The sequence below is a fragment of the Asticcacaulis sp. AC460 genome (assembly GCF_000495795.1).
GTDB lineage: Bacteria > Pseudomonadota > Alphaproteobacteria > Caulobacterales > Caulobacteraceae > Asticcacaulis.
Window position 1 is genome coordinate 197,845 of record NZ_AWGD01000019.1, and the last position, 25,005, is coordinate 222,849.

Annotated in this window: 18 protein-coding genes and 1 pseudogene; 6 read left to right on the forward strand and 13 right to left on the reverse strand. The window is 63.0% G+C overall.

The features are described from left to right. Window positions 1-16: 16 nt before the first annotated feature. Window positions 17-751 (reverse strand): hypothetical protein, encoded by a 735-nt coding sequence (locus ABAC460_RS0124560; RefSeq protein ID WP_023453417.1) that lies wholly within the window; start codon window positions 749-751, stop codon window positions 17-19. Window positions 752-1,030: 279 nt separating this feature from the next. Here ABAC460_RS0124560 and ABAC460_RS35330 point away from each other — a divergent pair, with 279 nt between their 5' ends. Then, window positions 1,031-1,795, forward strand: a complete 765-nt coding sequence (locus tag ABAC460_RS35330; RefSeq protein ID WP_023453418.1) for a VOC family protein — start codon at window positions 1,031-1,033, stop codon at window positions 1,793-1,795. A 68-nt stretch (window positions 1,796-1,863) separates the two neighbouring features. Here the strand turns inward: ABAC460_RS35330 and ABAC460_RS0124565 are convergent. Then, window positions 1,864-2,277, reverse strand: a pseudogene (locus ABAC460_RS0124565) (DUF4262 domain-containing protein); the annotation flags it as partial. Window positions 2,278-2,326: 49 nt separating this feature from the next. Between ABAC460_RS0124565 and ABAC460_RS35335 the strand changes: the two are divergent. From ABAC460_RS35335 to ABAC460_RS35345, 3 genes are all read left to right on the forward strand, one after another. Next, window positions 2,327-2,509 carry a hypothetical protein gene (locus ABAC460_RS35335; protein WP_023453420.1) on the forward strand — a complete coding sequence of 61 codons (183 nt, stop codon included), beginning with the start codon at window positions 2,327-2,329 and terminating at the stop codon, window positions 2,507-2,509. Between the two features lie 294 nt (window positions 2,510-2,803). Further along, window positions 2,804-4,063: a serine hydrolase domain-containing protein gene (locus tag ABAC460_RS35340; RefSeq protein WP_031236748.1), complete on the forward strand. Its 1,260-nt coding sequence runs from the start codon at window positions 2,804-2,806 to the stop codon at window positions 4,061-4,063. 98 nt (window positions 4,064-4,161) lie between these two features. After that, window positions 4,162-5,400, forward strand: a complete 1,239-nt coding sequence (locus tag ABAC460_RS35345) for an SGNH/GDSL hydrolase family protein (RefSeq protein ID WP_023453422.1) — start codon at window positions 4,162-4,164, stop codon at window positions 5,398-5,400. A gap of 485 nt (window positions 5,401-5,885) precedes the next feature. On the opposite strand, the gene ABAC460_RS35350 is transcribed toward ABAC460_RS35345, so the two are convergent. Then, window positions 5,886-6,311, reverse strand: coding sequence for a hypothetical protein (locus ABAC460_RS35350; RefSeq protein WP_023453423.1), 426 nt, complete (start codon window positions 6,309-6,311; stop codon window positions 5,886-5,888). 276 nt (window positions 6,312-6,587) lie between these two features. Between ABAC460_RS35350 and ABAC460_RS35360 the strand changes: the two genes are divergently transcribed. Next, window positions 6,588-11,234, forward strand: a complete 4,647-nt coding sequence (locus ABAC460_RS35360; protein ID WP_023453425.1) for a DUF3320 domain-containing protein — start codon at window positions 6,588-6,590, stop codon at window positions 11,232-11,234. Between the two features lie 10 nt (window positions 11,235-11,244). Then, on the forward strand, window positions 11,245-11,631 hold the full coding sequence (locus tag ABAC460_RS35365) for a nuclear transport factor 2 family protein (protein ID WP_023453426.1): 387 nt from the start codon (window positions 11,245-11,247) through the stop codon (window positions 11,629-11,631). On the opposite strand, the gene mobA is transcribed toward ABAC460_RS35365, so the two are convergent. From mobA to ABAC460_RS35415, 10 genes are all read right to left on the reverse strand, one after another. Further along, on the reverse strand, window positions 11,616-12,200 hold the full coding sequence (gene mobA / locus ABAC460_RS35370; protein ID WP_023453427.1) for a molybdenum cofactor guanylyltransferase: 585 nt from the start codon (window positions 12,198-12,200) through the stop codon (window positions 11,616-11,618). The genes ABAC460_RS35365 and mobA overlap by 16 nt on opposite strands. After that, complete coding sequence (gene cobA, locus ABAC460_RS35375) at window positions 12,197-12,955, reverse strand: uroporphyrinogen-III C-methyltransferase (RefSeq protein ID WP_023453428.1); 759 nt, start codon at window positions 12,953-12,955, stop codon at window positions 12,197-12,199. Before cobA ends, mobA begins: the two co-directional genes overlap by 4 nt. Further along, a complete protein-coding gene (locus ABAC460_RS35380; RefSeq protein ID WP_023453429.1) occupies window positions 12,945-15,614 on the reverse strand; it encodes a nitrate reductase in 2,670 nt (889 codons plus the stop codon). The genes cobA and ABAC460_RS35380 overlap by 11 nt, the downstream gene beginning before the upstream one ends. Before the next feature lie 111 nt (window positions 15,615-15,725). After that, entirely contained in the window at window positions 15,726-16,058 is a 333-nt protein-coding gene (nirD, locus tag ABAC460_RS35385; RefSeq protein WP_023453430.1) for a nitrite reductase small subunit NirD, read from the reverse strand. Next, window positions 16,055-18,550 (reverse strand): nitrite reductase large subunit NirB, encoded by a 2,496-nt coding sequence (gene nirB / locus ABAC460_RS35390; RefSeq protein ID WP_023453431.1) that lies wholly within the window; start codon window positions 18,548-18,550, stop codon window positions 16,055-16,057. The genes nirD and nirB overlap by 4 nt, the downstream gene beginning before the upstream one ends. Before the next feature lie 431 nt (window positions 18,551-18,981). Continuing rightward, window positions 18,982-20,196 (reverse strand): nitrate/nitrite transporter, encoded by a 1,215-nt coding sequence (locus tag ABAC460_RS35395; protein WP_023453432.1) that lies wholly within the window; start codon window positions 20,194-20,196, stop codon window positions 18,982-18,984. A gap of 316 nt (window positions 20,197-20,512) precedes the next feature. Next, window positions 20,513-21,316, reverse strand: a complete 804-nt coding sequence (locus tag ABAC460_RS35400) for an ABC transporter ATP-binding protein (protein ID WP_023453433.1) — start codon at window positions 21,314-21,316, stop codon at window positions 20,513-20,515. 176 nt (window positions 21,317-21,492) lie between these two features. Continuing rightward, entirely contained in the window at window positions 21,493-22,395 is a 903-nt protein-coding gene (ntrB, locus tag ABAC460_RS35405) for a nitrate ABC transporter permease (RefSeq protein WP_023453434.1), read from the reverse strand. Between the two features lie 10 nt (window positions 22,396-22,405). Next, window positions 22,406-23,677 carry a CmpA/NrtA family ABC transporter substrate-binding protein gene (locus tag ABAC460_RS35410; protein WP_023453435.1) on the reverse strand — a complete coding sequence of 424 codons (1,272 nt, stop codon included), beginning with the start codon at window positions 23,675-23,677 and terminating at the stop codon, window positions 22,406-22,408. Between the two features lie 20 nt (window positions 23,678-23,697). Then, entirely contained in the window at window positions 23,698-24,978 is a 1,281-nt protein-coding gene (locus ABAC460_RS35415) for an alginate export family protein (protein ID WP_023453436.1), read from the reverse strand. Window positions 24,979-25,005: the final 27 nt, after the last annotated feature.

A 25,005-nucleotide genomic window follows, 5' to 3' on the forward strand; every position in this document is an offset into this window, starting at 1 on the left:
CAAACCCCTGGCCACATCAATACATCCAGCCGAACACGTCCGCGAAGCTGGCGATGGCGCGCGCGATGGGCAGTTCCAATACCGTTCCGGCCAGGGCGAGGCTTGCTGCCTCCGCTGCGGCCGAAATGCCGAGCCCCACCCACCAGGCGGGATGGATCTTACGGCGGGTGGCGAAATCATGGATCATTCCGGCCACAATGAAGACTTTCGTGGACATAAGCGCGGCCGGCATGGCCCAATCCTGAAAGCCGATGGCGGCGACCCATAACCGCCAGGTTGCGGCGGCGATCACCGTGGCGGCCGCGCTGATCATCAGCCGCTTGTGCCAGTCGGGCCGATGGCGATTGAGCAAAGCGGCCAGATAAAAGCCGAGGAACAGCACAAGCCCGGTCGCGATCGTTATACCGAAGGCTTTCCAGAACTGCGCACCTTCCCCCAGCACGGCGGCCTTTACCCTCACGCCGATAACGAGAAAGCCTGTAAAGGCCATGGCGGTCGTCAGCAACAGGCTGCCCACCCCCAGCGCCCGGTGCACAGTGAAGGCCCGCCGTGCCAGCGACGCCTGTATCGGCAAAAAGGCACACCAGCCCAGATAGACGATCCCGTGCGCATGGACGGCCCAGGACACGTCCGGATAGGTACGTGTGGCCAGCGGCCCGAGATAGGTGATGGCGAAGCCGGCGAAGGCTGTCAGGGAAATGGCCAGGGCCAGCGCTGGATAGAACAGATCTCGCTTGTCTTGCGACGGCATGCCTTCCTCCCTCTTCCGATATAGCCAAGCTACCTGCCACCGCCTTGGCGGACAAGAGGGGACGTCATTTGACGGCGCTGAGCTATTTTTCTCGTCCGCTGGGCAAGGAAGGCGTGGAGAGCCGATTTTTTTGTGTTGAGATCGTCCGGGAATTGTTATTGTCACGAAAAAACCACCCAGGGAATGGGGCCGGTGAGGCGTTGGCCCGCTGACACTTTCCGTCCGGCTTTCCTGTAACTGTTCCGCGCATCTGACGGACTATTGCCCAAGGGAGCCCCTATGAGCCATTTCATCTGGTACGAACTGATCACGTCCGATCTGGACGCCGGTATCGACTTCTACAGCCAGATCATAGGCTGGACCGTGACCAAGAGCGACACGCCCGGCATGGACTACCGCATCATAAATGCGGGCGATGCCCAGGTGGGTGGTATGATGAAGGCGCCGGATGGGGCCATGCCGCCAGCCTGGTTCGGCTATCTCAATGTCGATGACGTCGACGCCCAGATCAGGGCTTTCGAGGCCGCCGGCGGCAAGACCTACATGCCCGCCACCGATATCCCGGTTGGCAGAATTGCCATGGTCGCTGATCCCCAGGGAGCCGCCATCTACGTCATGACGCCGACCAGCGAAGGCGAGAGCACAGCCTATAGCCCTACCGATGGCGAAAAGCCGGGCTTGGCCGGCCATTGCGGCTGGAACGAGTATCATGCCAAGGACTGGGAAGCCGCTTTCGCCTTTTACGCCGATCGCTTCGGATTCGCCAAGGATACGGCCATGGACATGGGCGCCATGGGCATCTACCAGACCTTCATCGCCGATGGCGCCCGAGGCGGGGGCATGATGAACAATCCTCTGCCGCAGCAGGCGTGGCTGTTCTACTTCAACGTTGGCGACATCGACGCGGCGGTGGCGCGCCTGGAAGCCTTGGGTGGCAAGATCCAGTTGCCACCGATGCAGGTGCCTGGCGGGCAATGGGCCGTCGTGGCCATAGATCCGCAAGGTGCCATGTTCGGACTCTTGGGCACTCGCGCTGCGGCCTGATAGGCAACTTCGATCGAACGGGCGAGCCCGATCCCCGGCCGCAACGCTTGCGAATGCGGTTGGGGGCTTTAAGGTTTGTTAAATCCCAGTTTCGCGGCAAGCCTTGAAAAGAAGCCGCCGGACGAGCCGCTCGGTTTGCGCGCCTGGTTCGGCAGATATAACGGCACCTGCAAATCGCGAACATCCTGCGGGCACGCGGCATGCCAGGGGAACAGATCTCTGCCATTGGGCGGCCAAAACAGCTGCATCGCGGGGAGTGGGCCTTTCGGGTTGTCGTACCCCCAGAACCACATGGCCGAATTGAGATAGTCGCGGACCATATTGGTCGGATGAACCGTGCGGCTAATACAGTCATGATCCGTCAGCACGTTACTCCACCGCATTCCGTCTTCCGGCATCTTCCCGTCCCGAATCTGGTGAAAGACTTGCCAAAGCATATGATGCATCAACTCGCCGCTCAGCCCGAAAACGATGAACTCCGGACAGCCAAGGGTCTTTGTAAATCCGACACTGTAGGCGAAGCCTGGATCCTTGCCTTCCCGCGATCTGGTGCGGCGAGACTGCGAACGCCGCGGCCAGGAATTGACCCTGGACGAACTGCGTCAACTCGTCGTCGACGCCCGTGCCAGCGGAACCAGCGCCCGCACGGTCGAGGATATCTTCGAGGAAGCCAAGAAGATCGTACGAACTCGAAACGGGGATTTGCGAGGCTGATTATCGGAAAATACGGTGACAGCTTAGGGAATGCGGAATTACGCACGTCATAGTCCGTGAATCGCACCACCTTAGGCCATCCCACTCTTATCCCGCCCGGTGATAGTCCCCGTTTCGATCGGATCGGTGTGGACAGGGAATCGGCGATCATTTTGTAAAGACTCGCCACCCACCCCGGTTGGCCCTTACTCACGCGCCGCTCCGATGAGTCCTGTGACTTGATCCGTGCCGGTTCGCCATGTCACAATACCGCGAAAGGCGCGGCCATAAATGCGCCGATGAGGGAACACACCGATGAAATCTGCACTTCAATCTGCCGCGCGGGCTGTACTGGTCGCGTCGATCCTCGCCGGTGCAGCAACAGCGCAGGCCTTGCCGCAAGCGCCTCAGGCGGTTGCGGCGCACGCCATTTCGCCCGGGCGTATGGATCGCGTCGGGCAGGTCCTGCAAACCTATGTCGACCAGGGCCGGATCGCCGGTGCGGTGGTGCAAATCCAACAGGACGGCCGTGAGGTCTATTCGGTTACCGTCGGATGGCGCGACAAGGAAGGCAAGTCGCCGATGGCCAAGGACACCATCTTCCGCATCGCCTCCCAGTCCAAGGCGCTGACCAGTGTCGCCATCATGATGCTGAGCGAAGACGGCAAGCTGCTGCTGAGCGATCCGATCGGCAAATATCTGCCCGAATGGTCGAAAACGACCGTTGCCGTGGCCAATCCGGATGGTGGCTACAGCGTCGTGCCGGCCAAACGCCCCATCACCATCCGCGACCTGCTGACCCATACGTCCGGTATCTCCTACGGTTACGGTCTGGGCGAACAGGCCTGGAAGGACGCCGGTATTACCGGGTGGTACTTCGCCGACCGCAACGAGCCGGTTTCGGCCGTGGTCGCGCGGATGGCGGCCCTGCCCATGGCCGCGCAGCCGGGGGAAGCCTTCGTCTATGGCTACAGCACGGACATACTGGGGGTGATCGTCGAAAAGGTCAGCGGCAAGACGCTCGATGCCTTTCTCACCGAACGGCTTATCCAGCCGCTGGGCATGAAGGACACGTCCTTCTACCTGCCGCGCGACAAGGCCGGCCGCCTGGCTGCGGTCTATGCCGCGGGCGAGGGCGGCCTCCGCCGGGCCGACTCCTCCGGCCAGGGGCACTATCTCGACGGTCCGCGCATCGCCTTTTCCGGTGGCGCGGGCCTGTTGTCGACGGCGCCCGACTACAGCCGGTTCCTGGAAATGCTGCGCCGGGGCGGGGAGCTGGACGGCCGACGCTACCTCAGCCGCAAATCGGTGGAACTGATGACCAGCAACCATCTCAATATCCCCTACGATCCGGGCAAGGGCTTCGGCCTCGGGTTCAGCATCCGCACCGATGTCGGCAAGGCCGGTGAACCGGGCTCGCAAGGCGAATTCGGCTGGGGCGGTGCCTATCATTCGAGCTATTGGGTCGATCCGGCGGAAGGGCTTACCGTTGTCTATATGACGCAGCTGATGCCGGCCGGTGACATCGATGACCATGGCAAGCTGCGGACGCTGATCTACCAGGCGTTGGAATGAGCAAAGCCCGAAGAAGCTGATCCAAGCAGGGCGACATGTGGCGTTCAACCACTATCGCGCTATAAGCATCCCCGCGCTCCAACACCCCGGTGACTCGCATGTCTTTTGCTCGCTCCCTTGCCCTGGCCCTGGCCGTTACCTGCATCGCTTTACCCGCCGCCGCAGAGACGCCGAAATGGATTCCCGCCTGGTATGCCGCGCCGGAGCCCGACTCCGGCGATGCTAAGCTGACCGACATGACCCTGCGCCAAATCGTGCGCGTCTCGGCCGGCGGCACCTCCGTCCGCATCCGCCTGTCCAACGCCTACGGCAAGACACCGCTGAAGCTGGACGAGGTCCGCGTCGCCCGCCGCGACTCCGGCAGCCGCATCGATACCGCCTCCGACCGGGCCGTCACCTTCAATGGCCAAACCAACCTGATGATCGCCCCCGGCGCCTATGCCGTCAGCGATCCGGTTGATCTCGACGTTGCCGACAATTCCGACCTGGCCGTCAGCCTCTATGCGTCTGGCACCGTGCCCCTGACCACCATGCACGACATCCAGCGCGCTGTGATGTTCACCGCCAAGGGCCGTCAGACCTCCGCCGCCGATATCCCCGGACCGGCGGCCGATATAGGTATCGGCGCCTCCTTCCCGTGGCTGGCCGGGGTCGATGTCTCGGGCAGCAAGTCGCGCGCCGCCGTGATCGCCTTCGGCGACTCGATCACCGACGGCTTCGGCATCGCCCAGGACCAGGGCGCCACCTGGCCCGACGTCCTCAGCCGCCGTCTGGACGAGGCAGGCATCCCCTTAAGCGTCGTCAATGCCGCCATCAGCGGCAACCGCATCTGGCACCACGGCAACTGGGCGCGGTTCGGCGAAGCGGCCCTGGCGCGCTTCGACCGCGATGTTCTGGCCCAGCCCAATGCGGCAGCGGCAATCGTGCTGATCGGCATCAACGATCTGGGCCACGCCGCCGGCCCTGGCCACGATCAATATGTCTCGGCCCAGGACATTATCGCGGGCTTAAGCCAGATGGCCGACCGCGCCCATTCGAAGGGATTGCGCATCTACGTCGCCACCCTGACGCCGTTCAAGGACACGGTGTTCAAGGACTATTACACCGATGCCAAGGAGACCGAACGCGTGGCGGTCAATGCCTGGATCCGGCAACAGACGGTGTTCGACGGCGTGTTCGACTTCGACAAGGCGGTCGAAGACCCGTCCCGTCCGGGCTATCTGCTGCCGGACTTCGACGTGTCGGACCACCTGCATCCGGACACCGAAGGCGTCGCCACTATGGCCAACGCCATCCCGCTCGAAGCCTTCAAATGGGCGAAGAAGCTGAAGAAGTAGTCGGGAAGCCTTCGCGCGCAGCGCTTCAAAAAAGCGTCCTAATCCCACCGGCGATACCATGCGGGCGCTGTTCATCTGGCTTCTCTGGCTTATCTGTGGACAACCCTTGACCTACGAAGCGGCTGGGCTCCGCCGGTGACCGGACGGGCGAAGATCGCGGCGGCGGAACGGCCGGAAAGGGCTATCCACAGATAAGCCAGATAAGCCAGATGGACGGCGTTTACGTGAATAACGCCTTCAGAGCGTGCGCAATGTGAAGGCGCTTCGCGCCGGAGGTTCCGTATTTTCTACAGCCGGCACCATCTCCCGCATTGTACGACTCCGCTCCGGCCCTATAGACTGCTCGCCGGAGGACCGACATGGCAGACGGCGACACCCCGACATTCCTTCGAGACCGGCGACTGAAAGAGCGCCACGCGCTGCTCGACCTGTCGACGCGCAACGCTACCGCTAACATCGCCTCGCCGTTCGGGTTAAGCCAGTTGTCATCCGAGAGGCCTGAACTCTCCGACTGTTAGCCCAAACTTCTTGAAGATGTTGAGGGCTCTCTCTGAAATGACAAGATCCTCACCGCGATTGCGTCCGAAATCATCCTTGCCTTGCTGGCCTACCACCTTCATCCAAACAAATTTAGGGAGCTGGACACCCGGCCTAAGCATGGAAAATTGAGGATAAGTCGAGACCTCCACGTCATCGAATATTACGCCTGTCAACTCGTCATTTAATATTTCGATAGATGCCGCTTCCGTCACAATATAGCAATGTGACGACGTAACGATGGAATCACCAAACCAGTCTTCGAACACATAGTGCAGCTTATGAACTGTCGTGCCAACAGCTGGCGTGCGTTCAAAAACCGTGTTTTCACCCCATCCGCCGGCCACCTCAGGCTCAATATAATAAAACGTCATTGTACGCCTGTTCCATATCTAATCTGGTAGAGCGGATGATCTGAACCGCTCAGAGTTTGCAGGAAGATTGATAGTTGGATTCAAGGCACCATAGCGAACTCTTTCCGTTGTAATGACTCAAAATTACGGTTCCATGATATCAAATGCGTTTTCTGGACCGTCTCGCTGGTGATCAATCTGAGCCAGAGGTCACGAATAAAATGGCCAGCAAAGATTCCATCTCCCGCATTGTGCGACTCCGCTCCGGCCCTATAGACTACCTGCCGGAGGACCGACATGGCAGACGGCGACACCCCGACATCCCTTCGCGACCGGCTTTTGAAAGAGCGTCACGCGCTGCTCGACCTGTCGACACGCAACCGGCTGCTCAATGTGCCGCTGCGCCTGACCCAAAGCCGCACGGTCGAAATCGTCGACGAAAAATCCGAAGACGTCTTCCGCATCCTGACCGACAGCCGGGCCATGACCTTCCTGCCCGGCACCCAGATCGGCGTCGAGGACCAGGAAACCCTGCCCACCGACAGCCTGGCCCAGCCCGGCGATAGCGACAAACCCGCCCGCCACACCGATACCAAACTTCAAACCCGCCTGACCTCCGAAGCGCTGCAGAAACGCCTGTTTGACGTCTGGTACGACGCCCAGACCCTGGAACAGGAGCAGGGCGTCAACATCCTCTATCTCGCCCTGGGCCTGCTGCGCTGGTACGATGCCGACGACTCCGACGTCGTTCGCCACGCCCCCCTGGTCCTCCTGCCAGTCCAACTGGAACGCGGCAGCGCCGCCGAAAAGTTCAAACTCAGGGACCGCGACGAACCGCCGTCACCCAACCTGACGCTCCAGGCCAAGATGAAGTCCGAGTTCGGGTTGACCATCGAGGACTTCCCCGACGAAGACGAACTCGACCTCAACGCCTATTTCACCAAGATCGCCGACACCATCGCCGGCCAAAAGCGTTGGGAAGTCCTGCCCGACGCCATGGTGCTGGGCTTCTTCTCCTTCGCCAAGTTCCTGATGTATCGCGACCTCGACCCCGATACCTGGCCTGAGGAAGACCCCATCTCGGCCCACCCGCTGATCACTGCCCTGCTGCGCGACGGCTTCCCTGAAAGCGATCCGATCGTCCCCGACGATGCCGCCATCGACGACGTCATCCCGCCCCAGCGCCGCCACCACGTCGTCGACGCCGACAGCTCCCAGACCGTGGCCATCGCCGAAGCCGCCGCCGGCCGCACCCTGGTCGTCAAGGGGCCGCCCGGCACCGGCAAGTCCCAGACCATCACCAACATCATCGCCGCGGCCGTGGCGCGCGGCAAGAAGGTGCTGTTCGTCGCCGAAAAGATGGCCGCGCTGGACGTCGTTCATCGCCGGCTGAAACAGGTGGGCCTGGGCCCGCTGACCCTGGAACTGCACTCCAACAAGATCAGCAAGCGCGCCGTCCTCGAAGAACTGAAACGCACCCGCGAAGCCAGCCTGCTGCCGCCACGCCGCGACCCGTCGGTCGAAGACAAGCTGGCCGCGGCCACCGACGACCTCAACGGGTTTGCCAACCGCCTGCATGCGCCGTTGCAACCGTCCGGCCTGTCGCCGCAGCAGATCCTCGGCCGGCTGATCGCGCATTCTAGTAAAGATTTGGCCCCCGGCACCGCCCTGGCCCTCGAAGGCGCCGAAACCTGGACGCCCGACGATGTCGCCAAGCGTCGTGGCCTGGCCGAAGACATCACCGGCCGCCTGAGCGCGACCGGTCCGCTCTCCGACCATGCCTGGCGTGGCGCAGGCGCCGATCCGCTCGACCCGGCCCAGACCGAACAGATCGCCCGCGACATCACCAGGGCGCAAACCGCCCTCAATCAGACCATCCAGGAAGCCAGGGTCGCCATTCGCCTGTTCGGTGCGCCCGCGCCCGGCACTGTCTCCGAACTCGAACGGCTGCTGGCCTTCCTGCAGTTGACGCCGCTACCGCGCGAAGCCGACCGCACGGCTTTCAGCGATGACGCCTGGCGTAACCCCAAGGCGCTCAATCAACTGATCGAAACCGGCAAGACCCTGGTCGACCTGCGCCACCGGTCCAAAGCCGTATTCAACGATATCGGCCTCACCGTCGACTACACGACCCTGCGTGCCGGGGTGGTGACCAAGGGCAATGGCCTGTTCCGCTTCCTGGATGGCGGCTACAAGGGCCAGATCGCCCTGCTGCGCTCCTACCTGAAGGATCCGCTGCCCGAAGGTGTCGAACCGCGCCTGAAACTGATCGACCTGGCCATAGCCCTGCAAAAGGCCGAAGCCGCCTTTGCCGCCGCCGAGCCGCTTGGCCGCGCCTGGGGCCGCACCTGGCAGGGCAGCGACAGCGACTGGGAGCGGCTGGACAACATCCTGCGCTGGCGGATGTCGCACACCTCGCTACCCGACAGCGTCTGGCCGAAACTGGCTGCCCTGACTGACGCCGACCTGGCCGAAGCCGACCGTGCCCGTCAGGCCCTCTATGCCGCCACAACCGAACACCGCGCCGCTCTGGATGCCGCTTCCCAGACCCTGAAGCTCGACCCGGAAGCCCTCGACATCACAGTCACCGGCCGCGAAAACCAATACACCCGCTGGCTTAGCGACCCGGAAGGCCTCAACCGCTACATCGCCGTCGCCTGGCGCGGCCGGCAACTGGCGGCGCTGGGTGCTTCCAGCCTGGTTGCCGGCCTGCATGACAACAGCCTCGCCGCCGCGGACCTGGTCCCGGCCTTCGACCGCGCCTATGCGACGGTGCTGCGCGACCGGCTGTTCCGCGACTGGCCCGACCTGCGTGCCTTTGACGGCGATGACTACGAACGCCGCGTGGCGCAATTCCGTCAGTTCGACCGCGCCCATATCGAAGCCGCCAAGGAAGAGATTGCCCATGCCCACGGCGAGGCCCGTCCCAAGGGTACGGCTGGCGTCGGGCCGTTGGGCGTGCTCAATGCCGAACTGGCCAAGAAGCGCAGCCACCTGCCGATCCGCGTCCTGCTGGAACGCGCCGGCCCGGTGATCCAGCAACTGAAACCCGTCTTCATGATGTCGCCGCTGTCGGTGGCCCAGTTCCTCAAACCCGGCGCCTTCGAATTCGACCTGCTCGTCATGGACGAAGCCTCCCAGATCGAGCCCGTCGACGCCCTGGGCGCCGTTGCCCGCGTCAAACAACTGGTCGTCGTCGGCGACGAACGGCAACTGCCGCCGACCGCCTTCTTCAAGAAGCTGACCGGCGAGGACGAACCCGAAGACGACGACAGCGTCACCCTGCAAGCCAAGGATGCCGAGAGCATCCTCGACCTGTGCCTGGCCAAGGGCGCGCCGCACCGCATGCTGAGCTGGCATTACCGCTCGAAACACCAGTCTTTGATCGCCGTCTCCAACCGTGAATTCTACGAGAACCGGCTGTACATCGTCCCCAGCCCCTATGATGCAGCGGCCGGCATGGGGCTGAAATACCACCGCCTCGACACCGTCTATGAACGCGGGACCAGCCGGACCAACCCCCTGGAAGCCCGCAAGGTCGCCGAAGCTGCCATTGCCCACGCCCGCGACAACCCGCACCAAAGCCTGGGCGTGGCGGCCTTTTCGGTGTCGCAACGTCAGGCCATCCTGCGCGAACTGGAAGTCCTGCGCCGCGCCCATCCGGAAACCGAGGACTTCTTTGCCGCCACCGGCGCCGAACCCTTCTTCGTCAAGAACCTGGAAAACATCCAGGGCGACGAACGCGACGTCATCTTCATCTCGGTCGGCTACGGCAAGACCGCCGAAGGCGCCTTACCGCACGCCTTCGGCCCATTAAGCGCCGAAGGCGGCGAACGCCGGCTGAACGTGTTGATTTCGCGGGCGAAACTGCGCTGCGAGGTCTTCTGCAATTTCAGCGGCGCCGATATCGACCTGGAACGCACCCCCGCCCGCGGCGTCGCCGCCCTGAAACTGTTCCTGACCTTCGCCGAGACCGGCCGCTTCGATGCCGGCGATACCGGCACATCCAGCCACGACAGCGTCTTCGAGGAAGAGGTCGCCCGCCGCCTGACCCAGGCGGGTTATGTTGTGCGCAACCAAATTGGCGCCTCGGGCTTCCGCGTCGACCTGGCGGTGGCCGATCCGGACAAACCCGGCCGCTTCGTCCTGGGTATCGAGTGCGACGGGGCGCAATATCATGCCTCACGGTCGGCCCGCGACCGTGACCGGCTGCGGCAACAGGTCCTCGAAGCCCACGGTTGGATCATCCACCGCATCTGGAGTGCCGACTGGTACCTGCGCCCGAACGAAGAGCTCAAAAAACTCGAAGCCGCGATTTCGGCCGCAAAATCGAGCTGGGCCGCCCGCGACGCCGAAGGCTACCGCGCCCCCCAACCCGTGACCGCTGCCCCGGCCGAAATCGCACCCGTTGTGACAACACTTCCAGTTTTTGCGAAGTCTAATCCGTACCGTGAAGCTGACCTTAAGGTCAATTTTCCGCTGACCGATTCCGTCGTTCAAATCATCGAAATCGAGGGTCCGATTCACGCCGATGAACTGACCGCCCGCGTCCGCGCCCTGTCCGGCCTGCCCAAGCTGACACCCCGCCTGAAAAGCGATGTCCAGTCCGCGCTCCGCACCGCCATCAACGACGCGCGCATCTCACAAGTCGATGATTTTTATGACATTCCTGGCCGAGCCGTCACAGTTCGCGACCGCTCCGAAGCCTCATCTTCCCTGCGCAAACCCGACCTTTTGCCCCCCTCCGAAATCGACGCAGCCCTGATTCAGACGGTCGCGGAAAACTTCGGTGCCCAGCGTGGCCAACTGGCTGTTGCCGTCGCAAGAATCTTAGGTTTTTCAACGACTAGCGCCCCGCTGAAGATCCGTATAGAAGCGCGTCTGGACCTGTTGCTAACGATCGGCGCCCTGGAAGAAAAAGGCGACCTGATCAGTTTACCCTGAAAGCATGACAATGACGATAGACTATGAACAGAAAGCTCTTGAATGGTACGCCGCGTGGAACTCACGCGACGCCCAGAATATCTGCGAACTCTACGCTGAAAACGTAGTCTTCATCTCGCCCTTTGTTGCAAAACTCGAATTTTCCGAGCGCGGAGTCTTGACCGATATTCAAGCGCTCTACCAATATGTCGTGGCCACCTTGCCGCGTGTTCCCAACCTGAAGTTCGAACCTGTCGCCAACTGCGTCGGCGCCCAGGGCCACACCCTGGTCTACCGCAACCAGTCCAGCCATATCGTCGCCGAAACCTTTGAATATAACGACGAAGGCCTGATCCGCCTGGCCAATGTCGCCTTTTCCACAGCGCCCATAAAACGGAAAAATTACGGCAGCCGCTGATCTGAATACTTGGGTTGCGGCATGTTGATATTGGCAAATGCGGCGTCGTCGGTGGTGATGACCTTGCACACCTGAACCTGTTCCAGGAAACGCCACACAGCCAACCCGCCCGTATCTCGGTTCTCATCCAGCATGGCCTTCAGCTTCTCGGTCACCGTTGTTCGCCATAGTCCGCACAACGGGTATTCGCTGCGACCGGTAAAGTAGACGACATCGGTTTGCGGCGCCGATTCCAGTTGCGCCACCAGGTCCAGCGGTAGATCCGGCATGTCGCACGGCACGGTTACTACCGTCTCTTCACCGCGTGCTGCCGCCAGTTCCAGCGCGGTCAGGACGCCGCTCAATGGCCCCAGGGCTGAGAAATCGGCATCGTCCATCACCAGGGGCAGGCCCAGGGCTTCGAACTCGGGCGTCAAATGCTTGCTGGCATTGACGTACAGCGCGCCGGCCTGGCCACGCAGCCGGGCAATCACCGCCTCGATCAAGGTCGAGGCACCGTGCGCATGGAAGGGCTTGTTGCCGCCCATCCGGCGGCCCTGACCTCCGGCCAGGATGACGACGGTGGTCATGCAAACCGTGCCTGAGCGAGGCTTTGCGGCATGCGGGCATAGGCGAAGGCGTCGCCGATCCCCATCAGAACCGGCCCGTCCCAGGCTTCAGCGACCACGGTCGCAGCCAGGTCGCGCAAGGACAGCTTACGGGCACGGGCATGAGCCCGGCCGGCGTTTTCGATCAGCACCACGGGCGTCGCCGGCGAGCGGCCGGCGCCCAGCAGGCGGGCCTGGATATGACCGGCATTGTGCGACGACATGTAAAACACCAGGCTCATCTCCGGATCCGCAACCGAGGCATCGCGCAGATCGATACTACCATCTTTCGTACGGCCTGTCAGGAAGGTCACGGAACGCGCCTCTCCACGGTGGGTGAGGGGGAAGCTGAACTGTGCCGCCGCCGCGGACGCCGCCGTCACACCGGCCAGGGTCTTGTGGGGAATACCGTTACAATCCAGGTAGTTGCGCTCTTCTTCCACCCGGCCGAACACCGACGGATCGCCGCCTTTCAGGCGCACGACATGCAGGCCACGCCGGGCCAGGCGCACCATCAGAGCATTGGTCTTGTCTTGCGGCACGCTCAGACGATCACCGCGCTTGCCGACGCAAATCTTGATGCAGCGCTGCGGCGCAAGGGCCAGGATATCCTCGCTGACCAGGGCGTCGTACAGCAGGGCCTGAGCCGATTGCAGCGCCTTCAACGTGCCCAGGGTCAGCAGGTCGGCATCGCCGGGACCAGCGCCGGCAAGCGTAACAAAACCATTATGCAGCATGCTGGGACTCCTTGGCACTGTGAATAAGCAGGCACTGTTTCAGTTCGCCCTTGCACGACCCGCAGGAGGTGCCGGCGGAGGTGGCCTGGCCGATGGCTTCGACGGTGAGGGCGCCCTCGGCAATGGCGGCCTGGACGGTCTTTTCGCCGACATTGCGGCAGGCGCAGATGATGCGGCCCTTGTCCTGGACGCCAGGGAGGCGGCCGATTAGCAGGGCGGCGCGGTCCTGGGCATTCAGGCCCATATCGCCGAAGCGTTCCAGCAGCCATTCGCGCGACGGCAGGCGCTTGTGGATCGGGGCGACGAACAGGACGCGGTTCAACCGGCCGTCCTCGATATTGACGCGGCGGGTGACGCCGGTGCCGATGTCGTCCAGCATAACGGTGGCGTCCAGCTTCGACTCGAACGGAGCAATGCCGGCGATCTCGATGCAGTCGGCAAAGGCGTGGGCGGTCCGGCGCCACACCGTATCGGCGCTCCATTGCGGCGCCTCGCCATCGAAGTCGCGCGGCAGCAGCAGAAAGCCGTGCCAGGTCTCGTGATAGGCCTCGACCGTGGCGGGTGTGTGCTTGAATTCCGGTTGGCCCGAAGTCGGGTCGACCGCCGGATTGATCAACTGGTTCGAACGGCCGAACGGCGCGAACTGCTTGGTCCAGTGCATGGGCAGGTGGAGATTGCCTTCGCGGACGTCGTCGGTGACGCGTGCCTTGGCGATGGCCTCGCCATACCGCGTCTTCACGCGGGCCAGACGGCCATCTGCAATACCCAGCCGTTTGGCGTCCCTGGGGTGGATATCGAGCAGCGGCTCGGGCGTGTGGCGGTTCAGCTCCGGCGCCAGGGCCGTGCGGGTCATGGTGTGCCAATGGTCGCGAACGCGGGCGCTGTTCAGGCTGAAGGGATAGTCGGGCGAAACGGCGTTAGCGGGCGCTTTGGCTTCGGTCGGGATCAGCCGGGCGCGGCCATCGGGCGTGGCGAAGCGGCCGTCGCCGAACAGCCGGCCGGCGGGTTGCTTGCCTTTGGCATACGGCCACCGTGTCGGCGTCAGGGCGTCGTAGCCGGCCATGTCCAGCCCGGCGAACCCGCCCAGGTCGAGGAAACGGCTGCCATTGTTCTCGAAGGTGGTCAGGCCGACATAGTCCTGGAAGACGTCGTTGGGCGTGCGCCACGAGAACGCCTTGTCCCAGGCCGAATTCATGCGGCGGGCGACCTCGGCGATGATGGCCCAGTCAGGGCGGACCTGGCCGGGCAGGGTGGTCATGCGGCGCTGGCGCGAGATAACGCGCTCGGAATTGGTGACCGTGCCGTCCTTTTCGCCCCAGGCGGCCGCAGGAAGTTGGATATGCGCCATGTCCATGGTGTCGGTGCGGGCGATGACGTCGGACACGACCACCATCTCGCAGATTTCCAGCGCCTCACGGATGCGGTTGGTGTCAGGCATGGAGACCATGGGGTTGGTCGCCATGACCCAGATCGCCTTGATCTTGCCGCTGTGCACGGCTTCGAACATGTCGACAGCTTTCAGGCCAGGCTTCGGCGCGATGGCCGGCGACTGCCAGTAACGCTGGACGCGCGCCTTCGACGCATCATCGAAATCCATATGAGCAGCCAGCATATTGGCCAGCCCGCCGACTTCGCGCCCGCCCATGGCGTTGGGCTGGCCAGTGATAGAGAAGGGCGCGGCGCCGGGCTTGCCGATCTTGCCGCTGAGCAGGTGGGCATTGATCAGCGCCAGGCCCTTGTGCACGCCTTGGGTCGACTGGTTGGAGCCCTGGCTGAACAGGCTGACCGTCTTTTCGGTATGCAGGAACAGGTCGTAAAAGCGCTTCAGGTCGGCGACGGCGATGCCGCAGTCCTCGGCAACGGCGTCCAGGCTCTGGTCCTCGGTCGAGAGGGCCGCCATCAGGCGCGAGAAGCCGCTGGTATGGCGGTCGACGAAATCGTGGTCGAGGGCATCGCGGGCAATCAGGTGGGCGCACAGACCGTTCCACAGCCGCACATCGGTCTGCGGCTTGATCATCAGGTGCAGGTCGGCGTTCTTGGCCGTGTCGGTGCGGCGCGGGTCGATGCAGACGCGGATTTGACCTTCGCGGGTCTCGATGCGGCGATACAGGACCGGATGGGTCCAGGCGGCATTGTGACCCGAAAAGATCAGCAGGTCGGCTTCGGTCAGGTCGTCATAGACGCCGGGCACCAGGTCGGCGCCGAAGGCTTGCTTATGCGCCGCCACCGCCGACGACATGCACAGGCGCGAATTGGTATCGACATTGGCCGTGCCGATATAGCCCTTGGCCAGCTTGTTGACAGCGTAATAGTCCTCGGTCAGCAACTGGCCCGAGACGTAGAAGGCGACGGCGTCCGGGCCGTGCTCGTCGATGACCTGGTTGAACTTTTGGGCGACGGCGTCGAGGGCTTCGTCCCAGGAAGCGGAGCGGAAGCCGTCGCCGTCGCGCATTTTGGGCTCAAGGATGCGGCCTTCCAGTCCGAAGGTGTTGCCCAGCGCCGTGCCCTTGGAACACAGGCGGCCGTGGTTGGCCGGGTGGTTGATATCGCCCTTGACCTTCAGCCGGCGGTCCGGCGAGAGGTCGGCCTTCACGCCGCACCCGACCCCGCAATAGGGGCAGGTGGTCTTGGTCGTAACAGGCGTGGCGGGATCGAACATAAGAACGGTTTCCGGATGCGGAGGTTCCAGCTTTGTTGGGTGGGAGGCTGGTCTTTCGACAGCATGCCCCTCACCCTAACCTCTCCCCGTGAAGAACGGGGAGAGGGGTTTTTAAGGCAGTCCCAGCAGGATGCGGCCGTCCGTGACCTTCAGCGGCACGGTCGGGGTGCAGCCCTTGCCGGCATCGGCGCCCAGAGCCTCACCGCTTTCCAGCGAGATCGACCAGTTGTGCAGCGGGCAGGCAATGGCGCGGCCGTGGACGATGCCTTCCGACAGCGGCCCGCCTTTATGCGGGCAACGGTCGAAGACGGCATAATATTCGTCGGCCACGGTGCGGAAGACGGCGATGGGACCCAGGGAGGTCTCGACGCGGCGGGCGCTTTGGCGGGCCACTTCGATCGCGGCGCCGACATCGGTCCAGTTTATGTTGACATTCGCATTCATTCGGCAGGTTCCTGGGTCGTCGTCAGATGGTCCTGGGTGACGCCGTCGCGCAGGTCGGCGAGCGGCGAAAACACCTTGGCGGGTTCGGATTTCGGGGCGTGTTCGGCCCACGGATCGACCTGGTAGACTTCCTGGGATTCCAGGAAGCGGGCGACCAGGGCGGCGCGCTGTTCCGGCGTGGCCAGGCCGTCCTTGACGTACTGCAGCCCGACCCGTTCCACCCACGGGGCGGTCCGTTCCAGGTACCAGGCGTCTTCGCGGTAGAGCTGGACGTAGGCCATCGACCATTCCAGCGCTTCTTCCTCGGTCGCCACCTTGGTCAGCAGGTCGGTGACGCGGACATGGATGCCGGCATTACCGGCGACATGCAGCTCATAGCCGCTGTCGACGCAGACGACGCCGAAGTCCTTGATGGTCGCCTCGGCGCAGTTGCGCGGGCAGCCGGACACTGCCATCTTGAACTTGTGCGGCATGTAGCTGCCCCAGGTCGCCTGTTCGAGTTTCACACCCAAACCGGTCGAATCCTGAGTGCCGAAGCGGCACCATTCCGAACCGACACAGGTCTTCACGGTGCGCAAGGCCTTGGCGTAGGCGTGACCCGAAACCATGCCGGCGGCGTTCAGGTCGGCCCAGACGGCGGGCAGGTCCTGCTTCTTGATGCCGAACAGATCGAGGCGCTGGCCGCCGGTGACCTTGACCATCGGGACGTCGTACTTGTCGACGACATCGGCGATGGCGCGCAGTTCCTTGGCGGAGGTTATGCCGCCCCACATGCGCGGCACGACCGAATAGGTACCGTCCTTCTGGATATTGGCGTGGTTGCGTTCATTAACGAAGCGCGAGCGCGGATCGTCCTTGTATTGCTTCGGCCAGGCGCACAGCAGGTAGTAGTTGAGCGCCGGGCGGCATGACGAACAGCCGTCGGGCGTGCCCCACTTCAGCGCCTGCATGATGTCCGGGATGTTCATCAAACGCTGTTCGACAATGGCATTGCGGACATGGCTGTGGCCGTGCTCCGTGCACTTGCACATCGGCTTGGGGCCGGTCTGGGCCTTGAACTTGTCGCCCAGGGTGCACTTCAGCAGGCTCTCGACGATGCCGGTGCACGAACCGCACGAGGCCGAGGCCTTCGAGCAGGAACGGACCTTGTCGAGCGTGTCGTTGCCGGCGGTAATCGCCGCAACAACCTGACCCTTGGACACGCCGTTGCAGCCGCACACTTCCGTGTCGTCGGGCCACGCCGCAACGGCGTCAGAAGGGTCCTGGCCGGCCAGGGCATGGGTTACGGCCTGGCCGAAGATCAGGGTGTCGCGGATGTCGGCGACGCTTTCGCCCTTCTTCATCAGGTCGAAATACCAGCCGCCGTCGCCGGCTTCACCGAACAGCACGGTGCCGACCAGCTTGTCGTCTTTGATGACGATGCGCTTGTAGACGCCGCGACCGGGATCGCGGAAGACGATGTCTTCGCAGCCTTCACCGCCCGAGAACTGGCCGGCGGAGTAGAGGTCGACGCCGGAGACCTTCAGGCGGGTGGCCAGGTTGGAGCCGTGGTATTCGGCATTGGGGTTCTTTTCGGTCAGGACGTCGGCCAGGGTGCGGCACATGTCCCAGATCGGCGCCACCAGGCCGTAGCACTGGCCGCGGTGCTGGACGCATTCGCCGACGGCAAAGATGTCCGGATCGGAGGTGCGCATCTGGTCGTCGACGACGATGCCGCGTTCGACCGTCAGGCCAGAGGACTTGGCGGGTTCGACGTGCGGGCGGATGCCGACGGCCTGGACCAGCAGGGTCGCCGGAATGATCCGGCCGTCTTTAAGTTTCAGGCCTTCGACATGGGTTTCGCCCAGGATGGCTTCGGACTGGGCATTGAGGATCGAACCGACGCCGCGTTCGGCCAGGGCCTTTTCCAACAGGCGGCCGGCGGCTTCATCGAGCTGGCGCTCCATCAGCACGTCGACCAGGTGGATGACGGTGGCCTTCATGCCGCGCTTGGCCAGGCCGTAGGCGGCTTCGAGACCCAGCAGGCCGCCGCCGATGACCACGGCCTCACCGCCACGCTCGGCAGCTTTCTGCATCAGGTCAACATCGTGCAGGTCGCGGAAGGCGACGACGCCGGCCAGGTCGGCGCCGGGCAGGGGCAGGCGAATCGGGTCGGAGCCCATGGCCAGGATCAGCTTGTCGTAGCCGATGGTTTGGCCGTCGTGCAGGGTGATGGACTTGGCGACCGTGTCGATCGACTGGACCCAGTAACCGAAATGGGTTTTGACGGCATTGGCGTCGTACCATTCCTGCGAGTGGGTGACGATGTCGTCGAACACCTTTTCGCCGGCCAGGACGGGCGACAGCTGGATCCGGTCATAGGTGGCGCAGTTCTCGGCGCCGATGATGGAAATTTCGAAGCGCTGTTCATCGCGCTTGAGAATTTCTTCGACGATACGACCGCCGGCCATACCGGCACCGATAACGACGAGACGCTCTTTCAACTGGGTCATGGGTACCTTTGAGCCAAAAAAAAGAGCCCCGGACCGCACACCTCTGATGAGGTGCGGTCCGGGACTCCGTTGTCCTTGATGGTGCGCTGCGGAACCGCCGTTGGTTCAGAAGCGCGAATGGGGGTGATCTACAGTGATCAGACTTTTAAGAATACGGCTAAACCCTATTTTGTCAACGGGTATTTGCGATATTGCAGTGCGAGATAAGCGAAAAGGCGCTGCCATATCCGGCTTGCAAAGTCTCCTCCCTACGAAGTGGGGAGGGGCACCGCGAAGCGGTGGAGGGGTATTCTTGCATAAGGACGGGATTGTAATAAAATTATATGTTTTTAGTGACTTACTTTGAAGCTGCGGAGTGCGTGGCATGTACCCCTCCACCGCTCCGCGGTCCCCCTCCCCATAAAATGGGGAGGAGAAACTTACTTCATACCTTATAGCTTAGCGTCCGCCGCACCAAACGCCTGCCAGGTGCCGCGCCAGCGCTTTTTGACGAAGGTCAAACCGCTCAGCGCCACCAAGGCCAGGATGGCAAAGCCGATCAGGCCCAGCTGATAGCTGCCGGTCGCCTGTTTCGACAGGCCCAGCGACGCCGCCAGGTAGAAGCCGCCGACACCGCCGAACATGCCGACCAGGCCGGTCATCACGCCCATCTCATTGCGGAAACGCTGCGGCACCAACTGGAAGACCGCGCCATTACCCATACCCAGCGCACCCATGGCGACCAGGAGCACAGCCATGGCCATCCACACGGTCGGCATACCGAAGCTCAAAACCACCAGGGCTGCCGCGGCGACCGAATACATGATGCTGAGGGTGCGGATGCCGCCGATGCGGTCGGACAGGCCGCCGCCGATCGGACGCAGCATCGAACCGGCGAAGACGCAGGCGGCGGTGAAGAAGCCGGCATTGACAGGTTCGATGCCATATTCGCTGTTGAAATAGATGTTCAGCGACGACGACAGGCCGACGAAACCACCGAAGGTAACGCCGTAGAACAGCAGGAACCACCAGGCGTCGGACTGCTTGAAGATGTTGAGATACTGCGCCCAGGTCTTGGCCGGCGGCTGGTCGGGCGAATCCTTGGCCATGAACTGATAGATGACCAGGGTGATGATCAGCGGGATGGCGACGATACCGAACACGGTGGTCCAGCCGAACGCCTTGGCGAGGGATGGCGCGAACAGCGACGCCAGGACGGTGCCGGAATTGCCGGCGCCGGCGATGCCCAGCGCGATGCCTTGGTACTTCGGCGGATACCAGCGCGAAGCGAGGGGCAGGGCGACGGCGAACGAAGCGCCGGCCATGCCGAGCACGATGCCCAGGGCCAGGACGCCGCCGTAGTTGTTGATTTGGAGAATCCACGCCAGCAGCAGGCCGGAAATGACGATGACCTGACCGATGGTGCCGGTTTTCTTTGGACCGATGCGGTCGACCAGGACGCCATTGACCAGGCGCAGCAAGGCGCCGGCCAGGATCGGCACGGCAACCATGAAGCCTTTTTCGGCGGGGGTGAGGCCCAGCGAGGCCGCGATCTGCACGCCCAGGGCGCCCAGAAGCACCCAGACCATGAAGCTCATATCGAAATAGAGGAAGGCGGACAGAAGGGTCGGGGTGTGTCCGGCTTTGAAGAAGTCCTTACTGATCATCGGAGTCTCTTACTGCATAAAGCATAAAAAAACGCCCCAAGCCGAATCCGCCCCAGGTGGAGAGGATAGGTCTTGAGACGTCGTCGTCTGTTAAAGCTTTGCGTCACCCCCGTTGGCGCTGCAAAGCGGTCATGCGATCGCCCTTGATCGCACGATCACAGTTATCCGAAGCGCAGCGTTCGTCAAATCCTGCGTGCACAGGGCCGGGCCGCAAGTTTGCTGCGGTGCAAAAATATCACAAAAGGCGCCGGATTCGGCCCGCCTAGGCCATCCGGCGCAGTTTCTCGAAAACAAGGTCAAGTGGTTTCAAATGAAATCACGCGTCTGTGAGCTCTTTGGCGACCTTGTCATGCTGCTCCAGGAAGCTGACGATCTCCTGGCGGCAGCGCAGGAATTCCGGGTCCTGGAAGGCGCTGAGTCGGCTGCGCGGACGCGGGCAGCGGACATCGACGATCTTGCCTATGGTCGCCTTGGGGCCGTTGGTCATCATCACCACGCGGTCGGCCAGCAGGACGGCTTCGTCGACATCGTGGGTGATCATCAGGACGGTCGCTTTGATGCGTGAATGCAGGGCCATGACCGTGTCTTGCAGGTGGCCGCGGGTCAGGGCATCGAGCGCGCCGAACGGCTCGTCCAGCAGCAGAACCTTGGGTTCCATGGCCAGGGCGCGGGCGATGCCGACGCGCTGTTTCATGCCGCCGGAAATTTCACCGGGGCGCTTCTTGATGGCGTGGGTCATCTTGACCAGGTCGAGATTGGTCATGGCGCGTTCATGGAGCTGGCTCAGGGTTTCCTTGCCGCCATAGATCTTGTCGACGGCGAGGCGGACGTTTTCATAGACCGTCATCCAGGGCAGCAGGGAGTGGTTCTGGAAGACCACCGCGCGGTCGGGACCGGGGCCGGTGATCTCCCGGTTGCCGAGCAGGGCGGCGCCTAACGTCAGCGGCACCAGGCCGGCGACGACATTGAGCAGGGTCGACTTGCCGCAACCAGAATGGCCGATGATCGAGATATATTCGCCGGTATTGACCGACAGCGAGACGTTGTCGAGGACGCTGGAAATGACACCGTCGCGTTCGAAATCGACATAGACGTTTTCAAGAGAGAGCAGGGGAGGCATGGAAGGCTCCATAAGCGGAGGGTGAATTCTTGGTTCTCCTCCCCTGCTTGCGGGGGAGGTGGATCCTTGCGAAGCAAGGAGACGGAAGGGGCTCTTCCACTGATGGTAAAAGCCCCTCCCACCGCTTCGCGGTCCCCCCTCCCCGTGAAGAACGGGGCGGGAGAGCGATTTGTGTTTTAGTCGGCTGCGGTGCCGCGGGAGACCAGATGACCCAGGCCGGCGACCAGGCGGTCGAGGACGAAGCCCACCAGCCCAACCCAGACCAGGGCGACGATGATGTCCGAGATGCGTGCGGCGTTGTACTGATCCCAGATGAAGAAGCCGACGCCGACCCCGCCCAACAGCATTTCCGAAGCGACGATGGCCAGCCAGCTCATGCCAACCCCGATACGCAGGCCGGTGAAGATGTGCGGCGTCGCCGCCGGCAGCATGATCTTGAAGAAGAACTCGATCGGATGGAGCCGAAGGACGCGCGACACATTGATATAGTCGACCGGGATGTTGCGCACGCCGACCGCCGTGTTGATGACGATCGGCCACACCGAGGTGATAAAGATCACGAACAGGGCCGAGGGCTGAGCCTCACGCAGCATGGCCAGCGAGATCGGCAGCCAGGCCAGGGGCGGTACGGTGCGCAGGACCTGGAACATCGGATCCAGCCCCTTGCGCGCCCAGCCGACCGTGCCGATGAAGGCGCCGGCCAGCACCCCCACCACGGCGGCGATGCTGAAACCGATCCCCACCCGCGAAAGCGAGGTCAGGATGTGCCAGAACAGGCCCTTGTCGACCCCGCCGCGGTCGAAGAACGGATCGGTGATCAGTTCCTGCGAGTCGGTCCACACCTGCACCGGACCGGGCAGGCCGCCCGGGAAGGCCTGAGCCGTGGCCTCCCAGGAGGCCAGGACGATCCCAAGGAACAGGGCCGGCATGATGAAGGTCGAGGCCTTCTCAGCGACCTTGCGCAGGCGGGCCGCGTCGATCTGTTTCTTCTGGGCGGCGATCAGCAGAGCCGAACGGTCGACCTCAGGCGGCGGAGAACTGGGGGCCATGGTCGCTTTCTTCACAAGATCGAAGGGCATACTTTACTCCTTAGGACAGCTTCTTGATGGCCTGGCTGTTCAGGTAGGCGTCCGGGTTGGCGGGATCGAACTTCTTGCCGTCGAAGAAGGTTTCGACGCCGCGCGAATCCGACGCCGGGGTGGCGATGCCGTACTGCTTGGCGACGTCGCGCCACATGTCGGCGCGGTTGACCTTGTTGACGAGGGCCTTGGTGTCGAGGCCGGCGCTGAAGTTGCCCCAACGCTTGTTCTCGGTAATGAACCAGGCGTCGTGCGACTTGAACGGGAAGGCAGCGAAGTCGTTCCAGAACTTCATGACGTGCGGGCTGCTGGTTACCTTGCGGCCATCACCATAGTCGATCGTGCCCTGCAGACGCGGAACGATGTCGCCGGTCGGCACGTTGATGTACTGGCGGCCGGCCGTGATGGCGCACATGGCCGCACGGTTGCGTTCGCACCACTGCTGGGCTTCCATGGTGGCGGCGATCAGCGCCTTGGCGGCGTTGGGGTTCTTGTCGACCCAGTCGGCACGCATGCCCAGCGCCTTTTCCGGGTGGTTCATCCAGATTTCCGACGTCGTGGTCGCGGTGTAGCCGATCTTCTGGCTGACCAACTGGCCGTTCCACGGCTCGCCGACGCAGAAGGCGTCCTGGGTGCCAGCCTTCATGTTGGCGACCATCTGGGGCGGCGGGATGACGATGGTCGAGCAGTCGACATCCGGATTGATGCCGCCGGCGGCCAGCCAGTAGCGTAGCCAGAGGTCGTGGGTGCCGCCACGGAAGGTCATGGCGACCTTGGCAATATTGCCGGCGGCCTTGAGCTGGGCGAACTTGGCCTTGAGGCCCGAACTGTTGAGGCCAACCTGGACGCTCTTCAGGTCGTTGCCGACGCTGATCCCCTGGCCGTTGACGTTCAGGCGCGCCAAAATGTACATCGGCGTCGCCTTTGCGGACTGGCCGGTGGTGATCAGGTAGGGCATGGGCGACAGGATGTGGGCGCCGTCGATACCGCCGCCCTTCGAGCCCAGGACGATGTTGTCGCGCGTGGCCGCCCACGAGGCCTGCTTCAGCACTTCCACGTCTGGCATACCGTATTTGGCGAAGAGGCCCTTTTCCTTGGCGATGATCAGCGGCGAGGCGTCGGTCAGGGCGATGAAGCCCAGCTTGGCGGCGGTGGTTTCTGGGCCTTTGCCGGCGGCGTGGGCGCCGCCCGGGAAGAGGGCCTGGGCAGCGGCTACAGTCGCGGCGGCGGCGGTGAGGGCCTGGCGGCGGTTCAAGCCCTTGGTGTCGATAGAGTCGGTCATAGTCGTAAATTCCTTAGGGCTTAGAGCTTGTACTGCAGCATGATCCAGGTTTTGGTGCGCGAGGCCGGCATGGTCGGGCTGGCGCGCTCGAAATCGGCATATTTCAGCATCAGGCTGAGGTTCTTGGTGATGCCGGCGGTCAGGATCGCGTCCCACTCCGTGCCGATGTCCTGGCCCAGGCGGTCGGTCTGGAAGTCGTGATAGATGACGCTGAGGGTCGGGTTCATGAACCATGGCGCCCACGGCTTGGTGTGGCCGGCGATGGTCAGGTTGTAGCTCAGGTCCTTGATGCCGTTCGGATGGGTCTTGTTGCCGCCGACCGAGGCGAAGGCGTCCGCCCAGCCTTCGAAGGCGTGGACCGTGCCCAGCGGGGTGACGAAGCCCTGGGTGCCATTGCCTTCCAGGATCTCGTAATTGACCTTGAAGGTATAGACGTCCCAGGTGGCGGCGCCTTCCAGCATGGTTTCATGCAGGGTGTAGTCGGCGGCCGGATTTTTGCCGGACGGCGACTGGCCGGCATATTGGGCGACATAGTTCAGCTTGAACGACGACACCCAGGTGCTGCCGTAGGCGCGCAGGCCGGTGGTGGACACTGAGGAAATCTTGGCGTTGGCGATGTCGGCGGCCGTCGGCGCGGTCGCCGTGGTTTCGAAGTCGAACGTATAGTTGAAGGCGGTGAACTTCAGGGCCTCGTTGACGCTGTAGCTGGCGTTCAGGACGTAGGAGTTGGACTTCCAGTCCTTTTCGTCGCCCTGGATGCGGTTGACGCGGCCGATATAGGCGCCGGTGACCTTGACCGGGCCCAGCATGGTGTCGAGGCGGATGGCGTCATAGGTCTGTTCATCCTGGCGCCAGCCGACATTGCCGATGAAGCGGGCGTCATCCAGGATGATGCGCTGGCGGCCGACCGTCAGGGTCGTGGTTTCGGTGGCGGCCCAGCTCAGTTGGGCGCGGTTGATTTCGGTGACTTCCGGGTCGACGACGTTCGGGAAGGCGGTCTTGCCGTTCAGGGTCGAGTTGTAGTTCTCGGTCAAGGCCTCGACGCTGTCGACCTCGATGATCGCCTTGATGCCCTTGTATTCGCCGGTGGTGAAGCCGAAACGGTTGCGCCAGGTCAAGGCTTCGGCCTTTTCGGCGAAACCGAACTGGTCGACGGTTTCCGAGCGCAGGCTGGATTCGAAGATCGGCTTGGAGGCGCCGATCGCCTCGGAGACGGTGTCCTCAGCGCGGGCGCCGGCGGCCACGCCCAGCGCGGCGACAGCGGCCGTTGTGGTGAGGAGGATGCGGATACGATTTGTCACTTAAGTCCCCTTGAGAATAAAAAAAAG